This window comes from Burkholderia plantarii (assembly GCF_001411805.1).
In the GTDB taxonomy this organism is placed as follows: domain Bacteria; phylum Pseudomonadota; class Gammaproteobacteria; order Burkholderiales; family Burkholderiaceae; genus Burkholderia; species Burkholderia plantarii.
Window position 1 is genome coordinate 127,213 of the sequence record NZ_CP007214.1, and the last position, 22,534, is coordinate 149,746.

Genomic DNA, 22,534 nt, shown 5'->3' on the forward strand with positions numbered 1-22,534 from the left:
TGCGGTTTGCTTCGGTCCGTCCCCGGGGCCGAGATGATCGTCGCGATGGTTTCTAGGCCGCCGTCACGCGGAAGAACGAAATCGCCTCCGCCAGTTGGCGCCCCTGGCCTTCCAGCGATGCCGACGCGGCCGCCGCTTCCTCCACGAGCGCGGCGTTCTGCTGGGTCACCTCGTCCATCTGCACGATGGCCCTGTTCACTTCCTCGATGCCGCCGCTCTGTTCGCCCGAGGCCGTCGCAATTTCTCCCATGATGCCGGTCACGCGTGCCACCGCCCGCGTGACCTCGGAGATAGTGGTACCCGCCTCCTCGGCCAGTCGCGCGCCCGCCTGAATCTTCTGTACCGATTCGGTGATCAGATCCTTGATGTCTTTCGCCGCACTGGACGAGCGCTGCGCCAGACTGCGCACTTCACTCGCGACCACGGCGAAGCCGCGCCCTTGCTCACCGGCGCGTGCCGCCTCGACTGCAGCGTTCAACGCCAGGATATTGGTCTGGAACGCGATGCCCTCGATGATGCCGGTAATGTCGGCGACCTTCGCCGAGCTCTGATTGATGTCGCTCATCGTCTCCACGACCTGCCCCACGACCGCGCTGCCCTTTTGCGCGATCTCCGATGCCGAGTTCGCAAGCACGCACGCCTGCTGCGCGTTCTGCGCGTTCTGCTTCACCGTGGAGGTCAATTCGTCCATGCTCGAGGCGGTCTGCTGGAGCGCCGATGCCTGCTGCTCGGTACGCGACGACAGATCCTGGTTGCCGGCCGCAATCTGGCTCGTACCGGTGGCGATGTTGTCCACCGATGCCCTCACGCGCTCGATCAATTGCACGAGGCTCGCTTGCATCGTGCCCATCGAGGCCAGCACACTGCCACTCGCGGCCAGTTCCACGCCACGCACCGGACCGATATCGCCGCTCGCCACCCGCGTGGACGCTTCCTTCAGCGCGGCCGGCTCCGCACCGAGCGAGCGGACCAGCCCGCGAGTGATCAGCACGCCGGCCAGTAAGGCCATCGCGATTGCCAACACGCTAAGCCCGACCAGCAAATTGCGCTGGCTGACGAATCTTTCTCGCGACTGCCGGATCATTTCTGCGGAACGCTGGTTACTGTAATCCACGTAATCGTTGACGGCCTTGATCAGGGCGGTGAGCAACGGCCTGCATTTGACGTCGATCTCCGCGATCGCGGCATCGCGCTGATTGGCGAGAGCGAGCCGGTCGATGTCGAGGGCGACCGGACGATACTGCGTCTCGACGCGCGAAATCTCGGCCGCCAGGCTGCGGCCTTGATCGGTCACGTCGCTTGCGCCGGCCACCATTGCATTGAACCGCTCGAGATTGGCTTCTACGCGCCGTTCGGCGTCCTCCACGGCGGCTTTCTCGATCGCGACGTCGGCGGGGGTGGTGACCAGCACCAGATTGCGCACTGCCATGGCACGATCGTCGACGGCGGCCCGGATCGCCTGCGCCAGCTGCGCGCGAGCGGCCACGCCGGCGACGAAGCCTGAGAAGCGCTCGTCGGCCTGGTTCAAGGCGTGCAGCGCAAAGGCGGATACGACCAGCACCAACCCGGCGAGCAGGCCGAAAGTGCCAAGCAGCTTCGACCGTATGGTCAGATGTTCGAAATTCATGCCCTTCCCCGTCTATGGATGGCGATCTGGTGCTGCGTGCATGTATCACGCGCCGACTGCCCATCCGTTGTCATGCGGCCGTTCCCAACCGTTCGCTTCGATGCATCCATTCCAATGGATAACTAAATAATTCATACGAAACTGATGTCGTGCCGGCCTGTTTATCTCGCCACATCGGCAATCAGCTCGTTGGCCACCGCGTAGCGCGTGAGATCTGCGTTGGATTTGAAATCGAGCTTTTCCAGCAATCTCGCGCGGTAGCTGCTGACCGTTTTCACGGACAGACACAGCTCGCTGGCGATGTCCTTCACCCTTTGCCCGTCGGCAAGACGAACCAGCATCTGCAATTCACGATTCGACAGGTCTTCGTGCCTCTGACGCCGCCCCAACAGCAGACGATCCGACAGGCCTGCCGCCACGTCCGCGCCGAGGAACCGTTGCCCGCGACAGGTCGCATCGATCGCGACCAGCATGTCGGCAATATTGGCCGAGAGCCGGACATAGCTAGTAGCGCCGGCCCGCAGCACCCGAATAGCGTTGTCGTCGTCGGCACCCGACGCGAGTACGAGCAGCGGCACGTCCGGCGCATGGCACTTGATTTCCCTCACGCGCCCCGGTGCGCATTGGAGCCGCCCGCTGACGACCAGCACGACGAGCCGAGCTGCGCCGACATTCCGGATACCTTCGCCCGGCTCGATCTCCCCGGTTCTCGCTCCGTTCTTGCTTCGCGCCAGCAACGCGCAGACACCGATCCGAAGAATTGGATCGCCGTCGACGACGATAAAATCGTATGAATTCACGGGTATCCATCCATAAACCGCGAGGTCCGCGCCCGGACGCCGGGCGCCCTCACGCGTTGCGCGCATGATGCAGCTGGCCGCCGTCCGAACAGGTCCGGCGTGCCGAAGTGATGGCGTCCCGCCGTTGGAGGAAGATTACGGCATTGGCATTCCGGCAAGTATCAAATTTTGCAATTTTTTTTGAGAAACACCCTTTTAGTAGGGGAAAACACTGAGCATTTCATGGGGAATATGCGAAAAAATACCAATTAAGTATCAATTTAATCTTTTCCTGATATTCTTTGATCGACCTTTTCGTATGACCCGGGCGGGTTGCCCGGCGCGAGGCCGGGCTTTCCGGCCTTGCCATCGAGACAGGCGGTGTGGGCTCGCGGGTGGCGTGCGCAAATCGTGACCGGACGGGAGACGTTGTCGCCGCACGATGGTGATGCGCAGGCCCGCCCGCCTCGCAAGGCTTACGTTGGGGTAGCACGATGACGCAGATGCAAAGCAGCGATACCTCTCATGGCGATGGTCTAGCCATCTTCGCCAAGCAGTCGATCATCCACCGTGACGGGAAACTGTACGGGCACGAGCTGCTATTCCGTGATCAGACGGGCGTCGTGACCGCCATCACTGACGACGTGAGAGCGACCACATGCGTGCTTGAAGCGGCGGTCGGCCATGTCGGCCTCGATCAAGTATCGCCGGTCGGCGTGTTTTTCCTGAATTGCTCCGACGGTTTCCTGATGTCGCCGACGATCCATGTGTTGCCGGCACATCGCTTCGTGCTGGAGGTACTCGAAACTAGCACGGTGGACCTACGGCTGCTGCGACGTTGCGAGCAGTTGAAGGCCATGGGTTTTCGCATCGCGCTTGACGATGTCCGCGTGGTTTCGCCGAAGATAATGGACGCGTTGCCGCTGATAGACATCGTGAAGGTGGACTGGCCGTTCATTGAAGAGCGCGAGCGCGATCTGCTGGTCGATATCCTGGTGAGCGCCGGCAAGATCGCGCTCGCCGAGAAAATCGAAACCGATGCCGATCGTGACCGCGCGCTGCAGGCCGGCTGCGATTTGATGCAGGGGTTCTTTTTCAGCAAGCCTCGCATCGTCGCGAGCAAGAAGCTACCGCCCGATTTCAAGGTCATCGCGCAGGTGTTGCAGGCAATCCTCGACGAGGAAAACCTCGCGGACCTGTCGATCAAGATCGAGCGGTGTCCGAAGCTTTGCATTCAGCTGCTTCATCTTGCGAACAACTGCGCCGCGACCAAGCAATCTCGGGCGAGGATATCCTCGGTCTCGCAGGCCGCTTCGCTGGCCGGCACTAACATGCTTTTGACCTGGTGCGCACTGCAGATCTACCAAGGCGGAGCGGATGTGCTGACCGATCCGCTCGCGGATCTTGCACGGCTACGCGCCGAGCAGATGAGCGACATGCAAACGGCCGGGGGAGGCACGGCATGCGCAGTCACCAAGGCTCGCCTGGTCGGGCTGCTGTCCCTGCTGCATATCAGCCAGGGCGTGTCGGCTCTGGAGCTTTGGCGGCCGATCGCGCTCGACGCGGAGATCAAGCGTGCGCTGATCCTGCAGGAAGGGCCGCTCGGCGCCGCACTGGCTAAGGTAATCGAGCTTGAACGCGCTTTTTAGAAGCGACGATCCCAGGGCCATGCGAAGGGGACGTTTTATGACGGGTTGCAAAAAAAACCATGTTGCAAGGATTCGATACGTCTGGATAGTATTCCAGCCCGATATCCCATTGTTGAGACTGAGTTCATGAGCATTTCCGAGGAGGATCGTGTACTGACATCGCGGGACGTTGCCCATCGGCTCGGCGTGTCTATCAAGACAGCGCAAGGCTGGATTGAAACCAACGTGCCGCAGTCCTGGAAAACTCCCGGGGGGCATCGCCGTGCCCACGAGCGTGACGTGCTTGCCGCGCAGATGCGCATGGCCTCGTCGCAGGACTACGACCTCGCTCCGGTGCCCGTTGCCTTCCTGACCAGCGAGCCGATCTGGTGTCGCTTTCGCGAACGCCTGGCCGACGTGGATGCCAGGATTGAGCACGTTGCCGACGCCCTGACGGCCTTGTCCACCTTCGGCCGGGTCCAGCCCGCCGTGGTGGTGGTTGATATCTCGGCGACCGACTGGGACCGGGGCCTCGTGGTTAATCACCTTCTGTCCGACTCGCACCTCGCCCACGTGGTCGTGATTGCGCTGTGCGACGAGCGCGGCCGCGCGCATCTTGCGGCGGTCGCCTCGGCGCGTCTCATCGTGCTTGCCCGCGACGCCGAGGCGGCCGCCGTCGAGGCCGTCCGCGCAGCGCTGGCGCCTTTCCTTGATGGTGCTTCCGGCGATGCGGAAGCACCCCAGGCCTTACCCTATCCCGTTGCACGCAATGAGGCCAAACGCTTGCTTGCCTTGCAGCGCTCCGGCTTGGTGGATAGCCCCTATGAAGACATCTTCGACGATACGGCCAGATTGGCGGCCCGCATGTTTTCGGCGCCGATTGCGCTGATCAGCCTCGTGACCGCCGACCGGCAGTGGTTCAAAGCCCACCATGGGCTGGCTGCGAGGGAGACGCCGCGGATCTGGGCGTTCTGCAATTACACCATCTTGGGCGATCCGTTCGTGGTGGAAGATGCCTTGCAGGATTCACGCTTCAAAGACAATGTCCTGGTCACCCGCGCGCCGCAGATACGGTTTTATGCGGGCGCGCCCTTGCGCGATAGCAACGGCTATGCGCTCGGATCGCTCTGCGTCATCGATCAGGTTCCTCGTAAGGCCAGTGACACGGAGATGGATGAGCTCCGGCTACTGGCGGATCTGATCTCGTCTCGTATCTGCCTGGCACAGAAACTCCGGGAACAACTACAGCGCCATACTTCCGCGTAGGGCGGGTTCGGCGGCAAGCACAACGGCACCGGCGGTGCGGACCACACGCTTCGCCCTGAAGCGGCATCTGCTGCGGGCGCTGTCACGTTGACGGCTGTGGTGTTGATGTCCGCACAGAACTGACCCACTAGAGCTGAAAATTTTCATCGAATTTTGACCCACGTGATTGAATGCCCTGCTCATTCTTTGAGCAGGGGATACAAAGGTGATCACGGTGGGCATATTGGCCAAGATCAGGCGGATGTATTTCCGCGAGAAGGTCCCGCTGCGCGAGATTGCGCGGCGTACGGGCCTGTCCCGAAACACGGTGCGCCGCTGGCTGCGGCAGACTGATGCCGTCGAGCCGAAGTATCCGAAGCGCGTCAGCCCGAGCGTCATCGACGACTGGGCCGCACAGCTGACAGGTTGGCTGCGTGCCGACAGTCATCGCCCGAAGCGTGACCGGCGCACCGCCCGGTTCATGTTCGAGGCGATCCGCGCCGAGGGTTACGCCGGCAGCTACGGCCGCGTGAGCGCGTTCGTGAGGCGTTGGCACGAGGAGCAGGCTGAGGCGCCTCGCAGGAAGGCCTTCGTGCCGCTCGCCTTCGAACCCGGCGAAGCCTTCCAGTTTGACCGGAGCTGCGAATACGCGTTTGTTGGCGGGCTACGGCGACGCCTGGAGGTCGCCCACGTCAAACTTAACTCCAGCCGCGCGTTCTGGCTCGTCGCCTATCACACCCAGAGTCACGAGATGCTGTTCGACGCACACGCCCGCGCATTCGCCGCGTTCGGCGGCGTGCCCCGGAGCGGCATCTACGACAACATGAAGACCGCCGTGGACAAGGTCGGCCGCGGCAAGGAGCGCGCGGTCAACGCGCGCTTCGAAGCAGTGTGCAGTCACTACCTGTTCGAGCCAGAGTTCTGCAACCGGGCCGCCGGCTGGGAGAAAGGCATCGTCGAGAAGAACGTTCAGGACCGGCGACGTCAGATCTGGCACGAAGCAGCGCTACGGCGCTGGGAAACGCTGGAGATCCTAAACGAATGGGTCGCTGGTCAGTGTCGTGAGGCCTGGCAGATGCGGCACCCGCAGTGGCCCGAGCTGACAGTCAAGGACGTGCTGCAGGACGAGCGCACCAGGCTGATGCCCAATCCACGGCCGTTCGACGGCTACATCGAGCAGACCCTGCGAGTCTCGTCGACCAGCCTGATTCACTTCCAACGCAACCGCTACAGCGTGCCCACCGAGTACACGAACCAGTTGGTGAGCGTGCGCTGCTATCCGGCATATCTCAGCGTCGTCGCCAACGCCCAGGAGATCGCACGCCACGAACGCAGCTTCGAGCGGCACATGACCTTCTACGATTGGCGCCACTACGTCACGCTGGTCGAGCGCCAACCCGCACTGCGCAACGGCGCACCGTTCATCACGATGCCGCAGCCGCTGCAACTGCTGCAGCGGCATCTGCTGAAACACCCGGGCGGCGATCGCGTCATGACGCAGGTGCTCGCTGCGGTGCGCGAACACGGGCTCGATGCGGTGCTGCTCGCCGTACAGGCTGCGCTGGATTCAGGACGCCCCAGCGCAGAGCACGTCCTGAACGTGCTGAGCCGGCTGAAGGCGCCTGTCACGAATGGCAGCCTCGCCACGACGAAACTCCAGCTCACGGAAGAGCCCGCGGCCGACGTGAGCCGTTACGAGACGCTGCGCGTCAACCCACCGGAGGACCGTCATGTCTAACGACATCGCCGCCCAACTCAAGGGGCTCAAACTGCATGGCATGGCGAGCACGTGGCCGGAGCTGCTCGCACAGTCGCGTCACACTGACTTCGAGCCGGAGCGCTTCATGAAGCAGCTGCTGATGGCTGAAACCGCCGAACGGCAGGTGCGCTCGATCGCCTACCAGATGACCGCCGCTCGCTTCCCGGCACACCGCGACCTGAAGGGCTTCGACTTCGCGCAGGCACACGTCGACGAAGCGCTGGTGCGCGAACTGAGCGAGCTGTCGTTCCTCGCAAGCGCGCACAACGTCGTGTTCATCGGTGGTCCGGGCACCGGCAAGACGCACCTCGCCTCAGCGATCGGAATCGAAGCCGTACAGCGCCACGGCAAGCGCGTGCGCTACTTCTCGACTGTCGAGCTGACCAACGCCCTGGAGCAGGAGAAGTCCATCGGCAAACAAGGCCAGATCGCCCACAAGCTGATGTACGTCGACCTGGTGATCCTCGACGAACTGGGCTATCTGCCGTTCAGCCAGACCGGCGGTGCATTGCTGTTCCATCTGCTCTCAAAGCTATACGAGCACACGAGCGTCGCGATCACGACCAATCTCAGCTTCGGCGAGTGGGCGAGCGTGTTCGGGGACGCAAAGATGACGACGGCGCTGCTGGACCGCGTCACCCATCACTGCCACATCGTCGAAACGGGCAATGAATCGTGGCGCTTCAGGACCAGTTCTGCCAAGGCAAAGACAACAAGAAAAAGAGCGGCAAAACCAGCGGGTAACGAAGAGTTATCCACACCGGAATAGATGTACTACGCTGTCTCGGGGTGGGTCAGATTTAGATGAAATCGGTGGGTTAAGACTCGGTGGAAATCAACACGTCGACCGCAGTGTCCGTCTCGAATGATGCGCCCGGCAACGACTTCGATCTTGGTGGTTTCCTCGAACGCATTGCCTGTCACGACCGTCCTGTCTATCGCCAACCCCAATCGGTCGGCTCTGCGAGAGGTATGGGTGGCCGCAAGCCACCCTGCTTCGACCTCCCGGTCTTCGATATCCTGACCCACACCAATCGTCTGCCGCCGAACGCACATGTGCGACAGCTTGGGTATGCCACACAACTCGCCAATGTGCTTTGCAGCTGAACGATAGGGCATCTGGGCGCCATCACGCGCGCACAGGTACGAGACCTCAGGCGTAACCCGCGCCGGCAAAGATTTTGCGATCGGGCGGACCGACTCGCGGAATGGCGCGATATCGCCGTTTTCGTCCAGAGGCTCTGGCAAGCACATGCAAGCGACTACGCGCGGAACTCGTACGTGGACCACGCCCAATGCTGTAGCAAACATGCGGGAACGCCAGTCCTTGATTCGGCGAAAACGTCCGCAGTGAGGGCACCTGCGTTTGGCTGCGTCATACGCGAGAACCTGCTGTTGAGTCACCGCCTGCTGCAGCACACCCAGCAATGCGCGGGCCTCTGCAAGCGAGATACCAAAGTCGGAGACTGTCGCGCGGGACGCGTCAGGCCGCCTCAACCTGCCGAGGCTAACGACCTGGCATTCGCCGCCGCCATCAACTCTGCGTAGCTCAACCTCCCATTGAATAGGCGACATTCTTGCCCCCAATTTGTTGCTTCGACGAGGCCAGCGTATCAGACTGCAGAGCACTCCCCCAGTGTTGTTCCACTCCCAGAATTAACGGACTTCAACAGACGGCGCATCGTGCGCTCGTACGGCGGCGCCGCCCCCTTGCCCATGCATCGGGCATGCCCGGACGATGACAGCGAAAAGTGACTACCGGGATCGACCCGGCTCCATCGCTAGGGACTCGCGCCGGCAGACGCGGCCCGGCCCGGGGGACAACATCGACGCGCACGAGGCACGCAGCGTGCTCGATAGGTCGGTCGGCTATGGCACTTCCGCGCCGTATCGCTCCCAACCACGGGAGGCCCATGCCTCGGCGCACCGGGCGGCCTGCATTGGTGCATGCGGTGGCGAAGCCGGACATTTCGACAATCTTTGCAAAAACTACGTGCAACCCGTCATTAAGGAGCGCTCATGTTTTCCCATAATTCAAGACTGCAATACACCGTGCGCGTGGCGACGCCGAACCCCGGCCTCGCCAACCTTTTGCTCGAGCAGTTCGGCGGACCGCAGGGCGAGCTTGCCGCGGCGATGCGTTACTTCACGCAGGCAATCACCGAGGAGGATCCGGGCCGCAAGGACATGCTGCTCGACATCGCCACCGAGGAACTGAGCCACTTGGAGGTGATTGGTTCGCTGGTCGCGATGCTTAACCGAGGCGCCAAGGGCGAACTGGCCGAAGCGGTCGACGGCCAGGCCGAGCTGTACCGCAAGCTGCAGAGTGCGGGCAACGACAGCCATGTCACGCAGGTGCTGTACGGCGCCGGCACGCCGCTGATCAATTCGGGCGCGGTGCCATGGAGCGCCGCCTACATCGACACGATTGGCGAACCGACCGCCGACTTGCGCTCGAACATCGCCGCGGAAGCGCGCGCGAAGATCATCTACGAGCGTCTGATCAACGTCTGCGACGATCCCGGGGTGCGCGACGCGCTCGGCTTCCTGATGACGCGCGAGGTCTCGCATCAGATCTCGTTCGAGAAGGCGCTGTACGCGATTACGGCGAACTTCCCGCCGGGCAAGCTGCCGCCTGTGCCGCCGTTCGACCGGGTGTACTTCGACATGTCGCCCGACTCAGAGCCGATCCCGGGGCCGTGGAACCACGGCGACGGCTTGCAGGTGCGCACCGGCGAGGCGGCCGTGGACGGCGGCGACGGCATGGCCGACGTGACGCTCGACGACGAGCAGGCGGCCGCCGTCGAGGCGATGGCCAAGCGGCTCGAATCAGACCCGGCCGTTGACCCGACCACCGGCACGGATCTCGGTCGCGGTGCGCCAGTGCCGCGCGACGATGTGCTATGAGACAGGCCGCGCGCCGCAAGTAGCTGCCGGCGAGTCCTCAGGGCGGCCCGCCGGCAGCCGATGCCAGTCGGCGGGCAGGGACACGTAGCCTGCCGGACCCTCCTCCCCGGCTTTTGGCACGACTGCGCGCAGCGCGTGGCGCGGGCGCGGCCCGGTCGGCCTCGGGGCAGTAACGCGAGAAGGGAGCGGACGAGTTCGGGATCTCGGCACCCGAGCCACCCGTCGTACTACTCCGGAAGGACGATCACGACACCGCACTTCCGCTGGAGCGCCCCTCAAGGGCTACCAGCACTTCGACCCTCGTGACGACGGCTGGACCAAAATAGGTCGAAGGCGCCGCCTAGCGGTTTAGGGACGCGCGGTGCCGTCCGTCCGCTCGCGTGACCTCGTGAACGATCGCGCCGCAAGCACGACACCGCCGGAATGTCTCGGGAGGAGCCGGTTGCCGGGCGCGGCACTGGTTATGCAGACGCGCCCCGCCGGCCGATGCGCGGCACGGTCATTGCGGCTGATGGATATTAGCCGGCCTCCGATGCCGGTAATCTCGTTCCTCTAGGAGTCTGTTCATGGCCGATGCGCCCGATCAAACCACGATGCGTGATCCGCTCACGCAATACCCGCGTCCCGACTTCGAGAAGCAGCCGCAGCCCGCGCCGGGCCTCGCCCGCGAGATGCACCCGAAGCCCGACCACGGCGAAACCAGCTATCGCGGCATGGGTCGCCTGAAGGGCCGCCGCGCGCTGATTACCGGCGCCGATAGCGGCATCGGCCGCGCCGTCGCGATCGCCTTCGCGCGCGAAGGCGCCAACCTCGCCCTGAACTATTTACACAGCGAGGAAGCCGATGCCCGCGAGGTCGTGAAGCTCGTCGAGGACGCCGGCCGTCAGGCGCTCGCGCTGCCCGGCGACATCGCCGACGAGGCCTTCTGCCGGCAACTCGTGACCGACGCGGTCAACGGCCTCGGCGGCCTCGACATCCTCGTCAACGTGGCCGGCAAGCAGGTCTACGTCGAGCAGATCGCCGATCTCTCCACCGAGCAGCTGGAGGCGACGTTCCGCACCAACGTGTTCGCGATGTTCTGGCTCTGCAAGGCGGCGCTGCCGCACCTGCCGCCCGGCGCGAGCATCATCAACACCACCTCGATCCAGAGCTACCAGCCCAGCCCCGGCCTGCTCGACTATGCCTCCACCAAGGCCGCCATCACCGCGTTCACGCATGCGTTCGCCAAGCAGGTGGTCGGGCGCGGCGTGCGCGTGAACGCCGTGGCGCCGGGGCCGATCTGGACGCCGCTGCAGCCGAGCGGCGGCCAGCCTCAGGAAAAGGTCCAGGTGTTCGGCTCCGAGGCGCCGATGAAGCGCCCCGGCCAGCCGGCCGAACTCGCCCCCGTCTACGTGCTGCTCGCCTCGCAGGAGTCGAGCTACGTGACGGGCGAGATCTACGGCGTGACGGGCGGCCATCACCTACCATGAGCCGAATCCCGATGGCAGGCCGCCTGCTCGTCGTCTCCCCGCATCTCGACGACGCGGTGCTCAGTTGCGGCCACGTCCTGGCGCGGCATCCCGGGGCTGTCGTCTGCACGGTACTGAGCGCGCCGCCGGAACGGAACATGTCGACGGCATGGGACCGGGCGTCGGGATTCGCCGACGCGTTCGAGGCGATGCGCGCGCGCAGGGAAGAGGACCGGCAGGCGCTCGCGCTGCTGGGCGCGTCGGCCGTGCATCTGCCGTTTTGCGACGCCCAGTACGAGTCGCCGCCGGCGCCCGACCGGCTGCAGACGGTGCTGCGCCACGCTCTCGCCACCGTCCGCCCTGACTCGCTGCTGACGCCGCTCGGACTGTTCCATTCGGATCACACGCTGGTGGCTGACGCGGTGCTCGCCTGCCTCGCCGCGCTGCGACAGGCAGCACCCGGCGAGACGCCGCCGGCCTCGCCGGCCATTTACGCCTACGAGGACGTGCCGTACCGGATGATGGACGGCCGCGTCGAGGCGCGCCAGCGCCTGCTTGCGGCGAACGGCTGGTCGATGGAGCGGGTCGAGCTCGCGAGCGCCAGCGACGACACCCGGCTCGGCAGACTGAAACCGGCCGCCATCGCGGCCTATCGCAGCCAGTTACGCGCGTTCGGCCCCGACGGACAGGCCAACCTGCATATCGCGGAGCGCCATTGGCACGTGCGCGGGACGGCCGGCGCCGCCACGAACGGCGATTTAGGTGCCTCGCGCCGCGAATCGGAAGCCCGCGCGCCATCCTCATTACGCTAGGGAAGATCGAACGGATGGAACACGCATCGATTTCGCAGCGCATCTCCGTGGTGGTGTTGACTTGGAACCGCGTCGACGAACTGGCGGCCACGCTCGGCCATCTGCTCGCGCTGCCCGAGAGCCCGCCGCTCTTCGTGGCGGACAACGGCTCCGATGACAATACGGTCGCGCTCGTGAAGGCGCGTTTTCCGACCGTATGCGTGGTGGAATGCGGCGAGAACCGCGGCGCCGCCGGACGCAATCTCGCGGCGGCCTGCGTGGCGACCGACTATGTCGCGTTCTGCGACGACGACACCTGGTGGGAGCCGGGCGCGCTCGCGCGCGCGGTGCAGGTACTCGACGCCTGGCCGAACGTCGGCGTGTTGAGCGCGCGCGTGGTGGTAGGCGAGGACGCCGCCACCGATCCAACCTGCGCGGCGATGAGCCTGAGCCCGCTCGGCAGCGAAGGCCTGCCCGGCCCGGCGCTGGTGGGCTACATGGCCGGCGCCTGCGTGTTCCGCACCGCGCTGTTCCGCGACGTCGGCGGCTACGAGCCGAGGCTGTTCATCGGCGGCGAAGAGGAACTGGTCGCGCTCGACGTGCTCGCCCTCGGCCACTCGATCGTCTACTGCGACCAGCTGACGGTGCATCATCATCCGTCGGTGCAGCGCGACAGCGGCCTGCGCCGGCGGATGCTGGCGCGCAACGCCGCCTGGGTCGGCTGGCTGCGCCTGCCCTGGCCCGAAGCGGGGCGCGCCACGCTGCGCGCACTCGGCACGTTCGCGCGGGAGGGCCACCTGCTGCGCGACGGGCTCGCGCTGCTGCGCGGGCTCGCGTGGATCCTGCCGCGCCGCAGGGTGGTGCCGCCGAACCTGACGGCCATGCGCCGGCGCGTGGCGCTCGCCGGGCGACGCCCCCAGGCGCCCGCGCCCGCCACGGCGGTGGCCATGGCGAAGGCCGCGGTCGAGGCCGAAGCCGCTGCGCGGCATCCGGCCGGCAAGGTGGACGTCAGTTCCTGAGACGATCATCGCCGGCGCCTGTGAGCTTGGCCCGGCAAGCGGGCTGGCTCCGGAGCGCCCCGACGACGACGTCGGGCCGCTGATGTGGGCCGGGTTTGCAGGCGGCATGCGCGGGTGGCCGGTGCAGGCTTGGTTCGCCGACGGCGACCGTTCGGCCCGACGCGGCGTCCCGCCGCCGGCCGCGCACGCCGGCCGGCACGCCTCTCATGAAGCCCGCGCATCCCGGCCACGGGCGGGCGCGCATCAGCCGCCCGCAGCCGCCTCGCCACCTTGCGCGAGCGCCCCGATTTCCGTGATCAGGCGCCCCGGCTCGACCGGCTTGCTCAAGTGGACGTCGAACCCCGCCTGTTGCGAGCGTGCGCGGCTTTCCTCATGGCGGATTCAATCGGTCGTTGCAACATCTCCATATAGGAGGTGTTAAATGGGACGACCATTGGGATGGGGCTCGGAACAAACGGGAAGACCAGTAATGCGATCACCTGGCAGACCGGGTGTCAATCAACTGGATTCCAAGCGGGCATTCTGGAGGTGTATCGCACAAGGAATGGAGACGGAGGCCGCAGCGCATGCGTGTAACGTGTCGCAACCTTTGGGGCCGCGATGGTTTCGTGAGGCGGGCGGCATGCCGCCAATCGACCTCGCGCCGCATTCTGGACGTTACCTGTCATTGCCGGAGCGCGAGGAGATCGCGTTGCTGTGGGCACAGGAGTGCAGCGTTCGTGAGATTTCGCGAAGGCTGCAGCGATCGCCGTCAACGATTTCACGCGAGCTACGTCGTAACGCGGCGACCCGCGGTGGTACTCTGGCGTATCGGGCAACGGTCGCCCAGTGGAAGGCTGAACGCGCGGCACAACGTCCGAAGCCCTCGAAACTGGCAGCGAACGACCAGTTGAAGACGTACGTGCAGGATCGTCTGGCTGGAAAAGATCACCGACTTTCGAGGCAAGCCGATTCCCGGGCCTAACGTTCCGTGGAAGGGACGAAGACAAGGACGCCGCGCGGACCGTCGCTGGGGCACCTGCTGGAGTCCGGAACAAATCAGTCGGCGACTTCAGATTGACTATCCCGATGATCAATCTATGCGGATCTCTCACGAAGCCATCTATCAGGCGCTCTATATTCAAGGCCGGGGCGCTTTGCGGTGAGAACTTACTGCTTGCCTTCGCTCGGGCCGTGCGCTGCGCGTACCTCGGGCCAGGACGCAACAGCGTGGAAAGCACTTCGTCACTGCGGAGGTTATGATCAGTGAACGCCCGGCTGAAATTGCTGAGCGTGCCGTTCCAGGACATTGGGAAGGCGACCTGATCATTGGCCTTAACCGATCGGCGATTGGCACTCTGGTTGAACGCACTACACGGTTCACGATGCTACTGCATCTTCCGCCAATGGAGGGTCATGGAGTCGGGGCGCGCCTCAAGAACGGCCCCGCACTGGCAGGTCACGGGGCAGAGGCGGTTCGCAATGCTATCGCAGCAAAGATCGCTCTATTACCCGAGCATTTGCGGCGGTCGCTGACATGGGATCAAGGCGCAGAGATGGCCCAGCATGTGCAGCTACGACTCGATACGGCTCTGGATATCTACTTCTGTGATCCTCAAAGTCCATGGCAACGCGGGACGAATGAAAACACGAACGGCCTGCTACGGCAGTACTTTCCGAAAGGCACAGATATGAGTCGATACACCGAGCGTGAACTCGACGCAGTCGCAAACACACTGAACTGTCGACCACGTAAAACCCTTGGGTGGAAGACACCAACGGAAGTACTCCAGGAACTACTATCTGCAACATAATGATTGGTGTTGCGACGACTCCTTGAACCTAAGGTCTCTACAGTGCTCCGTGTGATGCAGGGCGCTTTCAGCAGGCAACCAGGGGGACGGTACCGTGCTCTGCGCCGTCTCCTGGTTGTTCGATTTGGCTAGGGGTACCTCTTTGATCGGCAAGCCGGCCTCCGCCTCGCGCAGTAAACCGATGATCCGCGCTTCGGTGAATCGTTTCTTCATGCCCAATCTCGGTAAGCGGTCAGGTAATGACACCCCTCCTATGAATGGGGCTTCTTGGAGAGTCGCTGGCCGTCCCTCAGGAAACCATGGCGCTCGTAGAAGTGGTGAGCAGCCTGTCGGTGGTCTCCGCTCGTCACTTCCAACTTTACACATCCGACCTGCCTAAACCAGTGTTCTGCAGCGTCAATCAGCGCGCTACCAACTCTGTTTCCCCGATATCGCTCGTCGACGACCATGCTAGTTATGCGTCCGAGACTGCCCGCCACGTGGAACAACGGTAGGGCGTGAAGGCTGATACTCCCGATGACTTGTTCTCGCATGGATGCAACAATGATTTTGTCCATCGGGCTCGGACGCATCGCTCCAATCTTCTCGAGGATTAACGCCGAAGTTGTCTGGTAGCCGAGTTGCTGCAGCAAGAGCGCGATTGTTGCGTGATCCGATGATCGCGCTTCACGGATGAGAATGTCCGATGACTTCAGCACGTACAGTCCTCCAAGGTAAAAGATCTTCGTAGTCGCTGAGAGTCGCGGCTTCCGGTAATGCCCTAAACAGCGAGACCAGATAGCGATACGGATCGATGCCGTTCGCCTTGCACGTTTCGACGAGGGAGTACAGGTTGGCACTGGCCTGCGCGCCCGCGACAGTGTCGGAGAACAACCAGCCCTTGCGGCCGACGACGAACGGCCGGATCGCGTTCTCGCACAGGTTGTTCGAGATCGGCCAGTTGCCGTTATCGACGTAGCGGACCAGCTTGGGCCACTGTCCGCTCATGTACTGCAATGCCTTGCCGAGCAGACTCGACGGCACGATGTCCGGCAGATGCTCGACCAGCATGCGCTCGATGAAGGCGATCACGCGGGCGCTGTATCGGGCGCGCAGTCGCTGTCGGCGTTCGGGCGCCCACTTCGCACTGCGCGCCTCGGCCGCGAACAGCTTGCCAATCAGCACGACGAAGCGCGTGGTTAGCAGATCCGCAGAGCGTGCGGCCTTCGGCACCGACTCCTCAGCCTTGATAAAGCCGCGGCGCACGTGTGCCCAGCACCCGAGATGCACGAGTTGGTGATCGTGGGCGATGCCGTTGTAGAGTTCATATCCATCTGTCATCAGCACTGTGCCAGGCTGCACGCCGGCATAGAGCTTCTGCGCATGTTGGGCACCGCGCCCTGGCGAGTACGAGAACATCCGCACTGGCGACCCCGAACCATTGACCTGCGCCCATAGGTAACTCTTCGCCTGTGGCCTTCGTCCTGGTTCCTTCAGCACCTGGAACGTTGTTTCGTCGCCGTAGATCAGGTCCGATTCGAGCAGCGTGTCGCGCATCAGGTTGATCACCGGCTGCGTGGCCAGTCCCACCCGCACGACGCTGGCGGCCAGCGTGTTCGACGAGATGTCGCCGCCGAAGCGACGCAGCATCGTGGCCTGGCGATACAGCGGCATGCCGTATTGATACTTGCCGGTGATGATCCACGCCAGCGCGGATTCCGTGAGCAGCCCGCGCGGAATGATGCGTGCCGGCGCTGGCGTGACCTTGATGCCGAGGTCGCAGCACGGGCACGCGTACTTGACCCGCTGGTGCTGAACGACGCGCACCTGCTCGGGAATCACGTCGAGCTGCTCGCTCGTCTCGACGCCGATCTCCACGAGGGCATGGCCGTCGTGCGCGCAGAATCGTTCAGACTCGGGTAGTTCGTGCCGCACGACCTCGCGTGGCAAGTTCGGATCGAGCGGTTTGCGCCCACGCTTGCCGCGCGCGTGAGCGGCGACCGATTTGCCGGGCACGTCCTCGCGCGCGGGTGCATCGGTAGCCGTCGCAAGTGCCTCGGCTTCGTTGAACAGGCCGAGCTGGTCGGCATGGCGCGCTTCGCTCGAGGCGCCGAACAGTTCGTGCGTGTAGGCCCGCAGTTTCTCTTCGGCCAGATCGCGCTGAGCCGTCACGAGCCGAAGCTCACCGCGCAGTGCATCGCGTTCGGCGCTCGCGGCAATCAGCGCCTCGTAATGCTCGGCGCTCAACATGACGGGATTGTTCGGCATGGCCGATTAGACCATATAGTCCTCGTCGTGTTCAGCTCATCCGCGAGTAATGTCGCTGGGGATGCTTCTGGATCACGGCCAGGTCGATTCCGTCGAGCAGCCAATGCAACTGCTCGGTGCTGAGCGTGATCGTGTCACCGCCGGTCGGCCAGACGAAGCGGTCGGCTTCGAGTCGCTTGAGCAGCAACCAGAAGCCGTTGCCGCCCCAGCCGAGAATCTTGATGCGATCGTGACGGCGGTTGCCGAAGACAAATAGCGCCGAGGTCATCGGGTTCAGGCGCATCGCCTGTTCGACCAGGATCGACAGGCCGTTGATGCCCATGCGGAAGTCGACCGGATCGCGATGCAGGTAGACCTTCAGCCCTTCGTCGAACCGGAACACGGCAGCCTCCCGAGCATCTGGATCACCGTGGCCAACTCATCGGCACTCGCTTCGCCGAGATCGAATTCGACTCCATTGGGCAAGCGCACATGGAGCGCAACTGCCATCGTCATAGCAGGCCGAGCTTCGTTCTGTACGCTCATAGTCACCGGCGTCTTTGATGCGGCCACGACTGGAATGAACGCCGGCTCGGGCGGCACCACCTGATTACGCGCTGGCATGTCTATCGACACGCCTTCGATCATATCGATCGTACGCACTTCCTGCGGAACCACTGCCGGAGCTTCGCGCTGCATCAGATGCTTTGTAATCCACTTGCGCAACAGGTTGGCGTTGACCCCATGCTCTTGCGCCAGTCTCGCTACCGATACGCCCGGACTCAACGCTCGCTCGACCAGCGCGCGCTTCGCGCCCTCGTCGTACCGGCGACGACCATCCCGCGTCAGCCTCACTACTCCTAACTCTGAGTTTTTCTCTGCCATAGGTGTCCACCAATAGTAGGTGGACACCTTTTCCCATATTCACGATATCTATGGCAGGGCGTGGTTTATTGAGCGCTTACCAATCTCGTGACTACGTGATTGGACTCTAAGAACCGCCAACACAAGTCATCCACAAATCTCGAGCAGATGATGGCGGCAGCCAGGGCGAGCAAAGCGGTATGAATATCGAAGCGGCGCTCGAAGCAAATCCGGAGCTTTCCGAATCCGGCGAACCAGGCAAGCGTGCGTTCGACCACCCAACGATGCCGCCCAAGGCGATCGCGACTTTCGACGCCACGACGCGCGATATGGGCCTTGATGCCGCGCTGTCTCAGATAACGTCGACAGCGTGCAGTTTGGTCGGCCGCTTGCGGGGCTGACCAGTCAGGCCAGCCACGGCAGGGATGGCATCAAGCATGAACTCGAATGCCATCGAATCGTGCCGGTTGGCTCCTGTGATCGTGACAGCCAGCGGGATGCCACGTGCATCTACGACGATGTGTCGTTTCGATCCGAGCTTGCCGCGGTCCGTCGGGTTGGGGCCGGTTTCCTGGCCCCCCGGGGGCTGGAGACGCTGGCTCCATCGAGGCTGGCGCGCTCCCAATCGATCTGGTCGTGCTCACGCAGCCGACGCAGCATCGCCAGATGCAGCCGATGCCATACACCGGCCGCTTGCCAGTCTCGCAGACGCCGCCAGCACGTCATGCCGCTGCCAAAACCCAGCCCCTGCGGAAGGTCTTCCCACGGGATGCCTGCTTGCAGCACATACAGGATGCCGTTGAGCGCAGTTCGGTCGTCGATCGTGCGCCGCCGTCCGCCCTTGGGCGATGGGGTGAATTCCGGAATCAGAGGTTCCAGCACCACCCACAACTCGTTGCCGATTTTGCGTCTTGCCATGTCGCAGACGATACGAATTCTGCTACGTCATGTCTAGGTTGCGTTAGCGATTCTCAAGCGTCCTGCTACTCAAGGGTGGGGGACGTCGAGCGAAAGCGAGCCGCGCTCCGTTGCGCGCTTGACGACATGCACCATCTATGCGACATTCCCGATCGGGAATATTGCGGCTCAAGGGGGGCTGTCATGATCGGACGATGACCTCGGCGGGGCAAGATCGGTCGAGCTAGGCTTCGTCGGGGGACCGCGCGCCCGCGTGCGTTCGATTTGTAGATACTCTGGTCAAAGGATCGTGAAATGTCCGAACAAGTTGCAGTGAGTTCATCGGAAGACTTTGCCCTTTCCGTCGAAAAACTGATGGGAAGTCCGGCCCGATGGCGGCGGCTAGGGGTGCCGGTGGCAGCCGGGCGGTCCCGCCATGACGATGGCACGACGGACTTCGGCATCTTCGGCCCATCCAGTGTTGTGTGGAAGGTCCTTTTGCATCCCGCCTCGGTCACCTACCAGACGGTGGCGCAATTCAGTATGCAACTGATGTACAAGCCGGTGGTAGCAGGCGTCCGCGATGCGGATCCGCTTGCTACGAAGGTTCGCGCCGGCACGTTGACCGCGTTTGACTTCTTCGAGCGCTTTCAGCGCAATTCGGGCCTCCACGCGCCGATGTGGTTCGGTGATACGCGCACTGCCGAAACCATGTGGGCGCACCTGCATGCTCTTCATGCCCATGTGAAAGGCGGCATCATCGATGTCGGACATCCGGAACTGGGCGAGTACCACGCCGATGGCCCTCGTGACGTGATGTGGGCTGCCCTTACCGAGATGATGGGTATGCTTTGGGTGTACGAACATTTCGCCTGGCATGGCGATTCCCCCCCGCAGCGGCTGCCGGATCATGAACGCGACCAGTATGTTGCGGAGTCAGCGGCATATCTGCGTCTCGTGGGCGCGCGGGAAGAGGAAATCCCTCAAACGATCGCGGAGGTTGATGCCCTCTTCGATCGATATCAGGAGCTATTCAAGAAGAGCGAAACGGTGGCTGTCATGCCTGAATCCGGCAAGGACTTCAACGTACTCGCTCAGGAGCAGATCAAGAAGAACTGGCATCCCACCCAACAGATGGCCGTTGATGTCCTGGACGAGTTCTTCTACAAGCCGACGAACCTGGTCATCGCCTCTTACCCGACCTATCTTCAGATATGGGGAGCTGGCTGGGACGAAGCGAAAAGAGCCGAGGAAGCAGAGAATTTGAAGGCGGCGCTGCCAGAAATCCGGACCCGGCAGGAATCGGCGGATGTCGAGCGGCGAGCGATAGATTTTTTCTGGGGACCAGATGGTCATGCGCTGATTTCGTCAGCTCGTGCGCTCATGAAGGGATTGGGCTGATTACCCAAATCAGTAGCATGAAGATCAGGCAGCATCGGCTACGGCGATAGATCGTTCCACGGCGTTATCGCCCATCTTTCATGAAAACGAGCGTTTGACGTGCTGACTTTTTTCCATAGTTGGTCGCAAATGACAATTGCGAGTGGTGAATCGAAGTGCTCCTCGGGCACGGCATAGGAAAATCACGATGTCTGAAATGACAATGTCCAGCAGAAACATGGCGCTCACCCGTATCCCAGCAAAGATAACAAGGCGCGACGAAATCGCCAACGACATCCTCCTGATCGAGTTCAGCGCCGAGTATCTTCCCTCCTGGACTGCCGGATCGCATATCGACGTGAATATTCCCGACTACGGATTACGATCGTATTCGTTGGTGGATGGGGATTACCAGAAGAAATACCGGATCGCGGTAAAGATCATCCAGCATCCGGGATCGGCCTCCTTATACATTCGCGACCATTTCCATGTAGGCACCGACGTCGTCATCTATCCGGCGATCAACAGGTTTCCGATCAAGCAAGCGTCACGGTATACCTTCTTGGCAGCCGGTATTGGCGTTACGCCGATCATCTCGATGCTTCGCCAACTCGATGGCAGCGACGCTGTCTGGAAATGCCACTATTTCGTCAGAAACAGGGATCGGATACCCTTCATCGATGATTTGCGGGCCTTGGCAGTCAGGGCAAATGCTGAGTTGAACGTATATGTCAGCGCAGAAAGTGGCCGCCAGCCACTTGCCGAGCTTTTCGCGCATGAAGAGAATTTGGATGCCGTATATGCATGCGGTCCCACCGGCTTCATGAAAGAGGCCGAGGTCATCGTCTCGACGCGAGGGGGAGCTCGGTTCTACATGGAGGATTTCGATGAGCAGAGGACGGAGGTCATCGGAGAGCATCCTGCACCCATCTGTCAGGGCAAAACCGCGGAAAGAATCAGTTCGAATTCGCCTTTTGAAGTCGAATGTCGCGCCAGTGGGCGTAGCTTCACCGTGGCGCCGCATGAGACGATCCTGGACTATGTGAAGCAAATCCTTCCCGATCAACCCTATTCCTGCGAGGAGGGCGTGTGCGGAACCTGCGAGGTGTCGGTCCTTGAGGGAATAGCTGCACATCGTGATCAATGGTACAGCGATGAAGCGCGTGCAAATGGCGGACGGATGATGATCTGCGTGAGCCGGTCGAAAACTAAGAAGATCGTTCTCGATCTTTGACTGCCACGTGAGCCGCTCCATTTGTGCGTGGCCATCGATTGACGAAGGGCGGGATCGCTTGTGGCGCCGCCTCAAGTAACGGCGGTTGCGTTGATGGTGACGTGTGGTGGTGACCTGCCCCCGGTTTTAGTCCGAACTGCAGTTAGAGCCCGAGGTTAAAAGCTGCTGTTGTTGCGTCGTGCGCCCGAGCGAACTGAGCAGGCGTCAGATAGCGGCTTATCCACCGCCGTCATTTTTATTGAACCATCAATACGACAAGGATATCGAAATGAGCACGAATCTGTACGACATTCCGGTTAACCATGCGGCAGACGAATGCTGTCCAACGAACTAAAGTTGGTACGAATTTGCTACTAAAGTTGAGACTTTTTCGATTCTGGAGGGAAGTCGCAATGGTCGACCTTAAGGGGCAAGGGTTTGCGCTCGATTGACGAAAAGTTGCAACCCCTACGTGAATTGCAAAATCGTCTGTCCGGCTGACAACACCGCACTAACACACGCCACGCCCGGGTGTATCAGTCAGCGAAGGCGTCACGGATTTGCCTGGCCCGCTTCACGTCATCGCTGTGCAGATAGATCGATGTCGTTGCAATTGAACCGCACCGGGAATCGTGGAGGCTGGTTGGTTTAAGTTAATGCGGACACGTCAGCGGCATTTCTGAGTTGCCTGTAGTAGTTTGCCTCAGTTTCAGCAGGCGGGATATAGCCGAGCGGTTCCATCAGCCGATGACGGTTGTACCAGGCGACCCATTCCAGCGTTGCCAGTTCGACGGATTCCCTCGTTTTCCAAGGGGCGCGCCGATGAATCAGTTCCGTCTTGTACAGGCCGTTGATCGTCTCGGCCAGCGCATTGTCGTAGCTGTCGCCCCGGCTGCCGACCGACGGCTCGATGCCGGCCTCAGCCAGCCGTTCGCTGTAGCGGATGCTGACGTATTGC

The 22,534-nt window shown here is 62.5% G+C and carries 16 protein-coding genes and 5 pseudogenes; 11 read left to right on the forward strand and 10 right to left on the reverse strand.

Annotated elements, in window-relative coordinates; genetic code table 11:
• Positions 1–52: 52 nt before the first annotated feature.
• Together bpln_RS33090 and bpln_RS33095 are read right to left on the reverse strand one after the other, a co-directional pair.
• Positions 53–1,627, reverse strand: coding sequence for a methyl-accepting chemotaxis protein (locus tag bpln_RS33090; RefSeq protein ID WP_055141394.1), 1,575 nt, complete (start codon positions 1,625–1,627; stop codon positions 53–55).
• A gap of 161 nt (positions 1,628–1,788) precedes the next feature.
• A complete protein-coding gene (locus bpln_RS33095) occupies positions 1,789–2,427 on the reverse strand; it encodes a response regulator transcription factor (RefSeq protein ID WP_055141395.1) in 639 nt (212 codons plus the stop codon).
• Positions 2,428–2,909: 482 nt separating this feature from the next.
• Here bpln_RS33095 and bpln_RS33100 point away from each other — a divergent pair, with 482 nt between their 5' ends.
• From bpln_RS33100 to istB, 4 genes are all read left to right on the forward strand, one after another.
• Positions 2,910–4,055 (forward strand): EAL and HDOD domain-containing protein, encoded by a 1,146-nt coding sequence (locus tag bpln_RS33100; RefSeq protein ID WP_055141440.1) that lies wholly within the window; start codon positions 2,910–2,912, stop codon positions 4,053–4,055.
• Between the two features lie 126 nt (positions 4,056–4,181).
• A complete protein-coding gene (locus tag bpln_RS33105; protein ID WP_055141396.1) occupies positions 4,182–5,300 on the forward strand; it encodes a GAF domain-containing protein in 1,119 nt (372 codons plus the stop codon).
• Between the two features lie 241 nt (positions 5,301–5,541).
• Complete coding sequence (gene istA / locus bpln_RS33110; RefSeq protein WP_420807395.1) at positions 5,542–7,017, forward strand: IS21 family transposase; 1,476 nt, start codon at positions 5,542–5,544, stop codon at positions 7,015–7,017.
• A complete protein-coding gene (istB, locus tag bpln_RS33115; protein ID WP_055141397.1) occupies positions 7,010–7,807 on the forward strand; it encodes an IS21-like element helper ATPase IstB in 798 nt (265 codons plus the stop codon). Before istA ends, istB begins: the two co-directional genes overlap by 8 nt.
• 47 nt (positions 7,808–7,854) lie before the next feature.
• Here istB and bpln_RS34895 read toward each other — a convergent pair.
• Positions 7,855–8,613, reverse strand: a pseudogene (locus bpln_RS34895) (ISKra4-like element ISBugl3 family transposase); the annotation flags it as partial.
• A 444-nt stretch (positions 8,614–9,057) separates the two neighbouring features.
• Here bpln_RS34895 and bpln_RS33120 point away from each other — a divergent pair.
• The 5 genes and pseudogenes from bpln_RS33120 to bpln_RS34900 all read left to right on the forward strand — a co-directional run bounded on the left by bpln_RS33120 (position 9,058) and on the right by bpln_RS34900 (position 15,022).
• A complete protein-coding gene (locus bpln_RS33120) occupies positions 9,058–9,945 on the forward strand; it encodes a manganese catalase family protein (protein WP_055141398.1) in 888 nt (295 codons plus the stop codon).
• A gap of 566 nt (positions 9,946–10,511) precedes the next feature.
• Entirely contained in the window at positions 10,512–11,414 is a 903-nt protein-coding gene (locus bpln_RS33125; RefSeq protein ID WP_055141399.1) for an SDR family oxidoreductase, read from the forward strand.
• Between the two features lie 11 nt (positions 11,415–11,425).
• A complete protein-coding gene (locus bpln_RS33130; RefSeq protein ID WP_244131993.1) occupies positions 11,426–12,205 on the forward strand; it encodes a PIG-L deacetylase family protein in 780 nt (259 codons plus the stop codon).
• 14 nt (positions 12,206–12,219) lie between these two features.
• A complete protein-coding gene (locus tag bpln_RS33135; RefSeq protein WP_055141400.1) occupies positions 12,220–13,203 on the forward strand; it encodes a glycosyltransferase family 2 protein in 984 nt (327 codons plus the stop codon).
• Positions 13,204–13,624: 421 nt separating this feature from the next.
• Positions 13,625–15,022, forward strand: a pseudogene (locus bpln_RS34900) (IS30 family transposase).
• A 225-nt stretch (positions 15,023–15,247) separates the two neighbouring features.
• Here bpln_RS34900 and bpln_RS38120 read toward each other — a convergent pair.
• The 5 genes and pseudogenes from bpln_RS38120 to bpln_RS34910 all read right to left on the reverse strand — a co-directional run bounded on the left by bpln_RS38120 (position 15,248) and on the right by bpln_RS34910 (position 19,004).
• The gene (locus bpln_RS38120) at positions 15,248–15,568 is read right to left on the reverse strand and encodes a GNAT family N-acetyltransferase (protein WP_257127220.1); all 321 of its coding nucleotides are present in this window, start codon (positions 15,566–15,568) and stop codon (positions 15,248–15,250) included.
• Positions 15,569–15,662: 94 nt separating this feature from the next.
• Entirely contained in the window at positions 15,663–17,243 is a 1,581-nt protein-coding gene (gene tnpC, locus bpln_RS33140; protein WP_055141401.1) for an IS66 family transposase, read from the reverse strand.
• 31 nt (positions 17,244–17,274) lie between these two features.
• The gene (tnpB, locus tag bpln_RS33145) at positions 17,275–17,625 is read right to left on the reverse strand and encodes an IS66 family insertion sequence element accessory protein TnpB (protein WP_055141402.1); all 351 of its coding nucleotides are present in this window, start codon (positions 17,623–17,625) and stop codon (positions 17,275–17,277) included.
• Complete coding sequence (gene tnpA / locus bpln_RS33150) at positions 17,601–18,107, reverse strand: IS66-like element accessory protein TnpA (protein ID WP_055141403.1); 507 nt, start codon at positions 18,105–18,107, stop codon at positions 17,601–17,603. Before tnpA ends, tnpB begins: the two co-directional genes overlap by 25 nt.
• A gap of 65 nt (positions 18,108–18,172) precedes the next feature.
• Positions 18,173–19,004 (reverse strand): annotated as a pseudogene (locus bpln_RS34910) (IS5 family transposase).
• Positions 19,005–19,298: 294 nt separating this feature from the next.
• Between bpln_RS34910 and bpln_RS33155 the strand changes: the two are divergent.
• Positions 19,299–20,384 carry an oxygenase MpaB family protein gene (locus tag bpln_RS33155; protein WP_208459502.1) on the forward strand — a complete coding sequence of 362 codons (1,086 nt, stop codon included), beginning with the start codon at positions 19,299–19,301 and terminating at the stop codon, positions 20,382–20,384.
• A gap of 187 nt (positions 20,385–20,571) precedes the next feature.
• Positions 20,572–21,597: a PDR/VanB family oxidoreductase gene (locus tag bpln_RS33160; RefSeq protein ID WP_055141405.1), complete on the forward strand. Its 1,026-nt coding sequence runs from the start codon at positions 20,572–20,574 to the stop codon at positions 21,595–21,597.
• A 515-nt stretch (positions 21,598–22,112) separates the two neighbouring features.
• Here bpln_RS33160 and bpln_RS38550 read toward each other — a convergent pair.
• Both bpln_RS38550 and bpln_RS34915 read right to left on the reverse strand, forming a co-directional pair.
• Positions 22,113–22,202, reverse strand: a pseudogene (locus bpln_RS38550) (site-specific integrase); the annotation flags it as partial.
• A gap of 22 nt (positions 22,203–22,224) precedes the next feature.
• Positions 22,225–22,533, reverse strand: a pseudogene (locus bpln_RS34915) (integrase core domain-containing protein); the annotation flags it as partial.
• Position 22,534 lies beyond the last annotated feature (1 nt).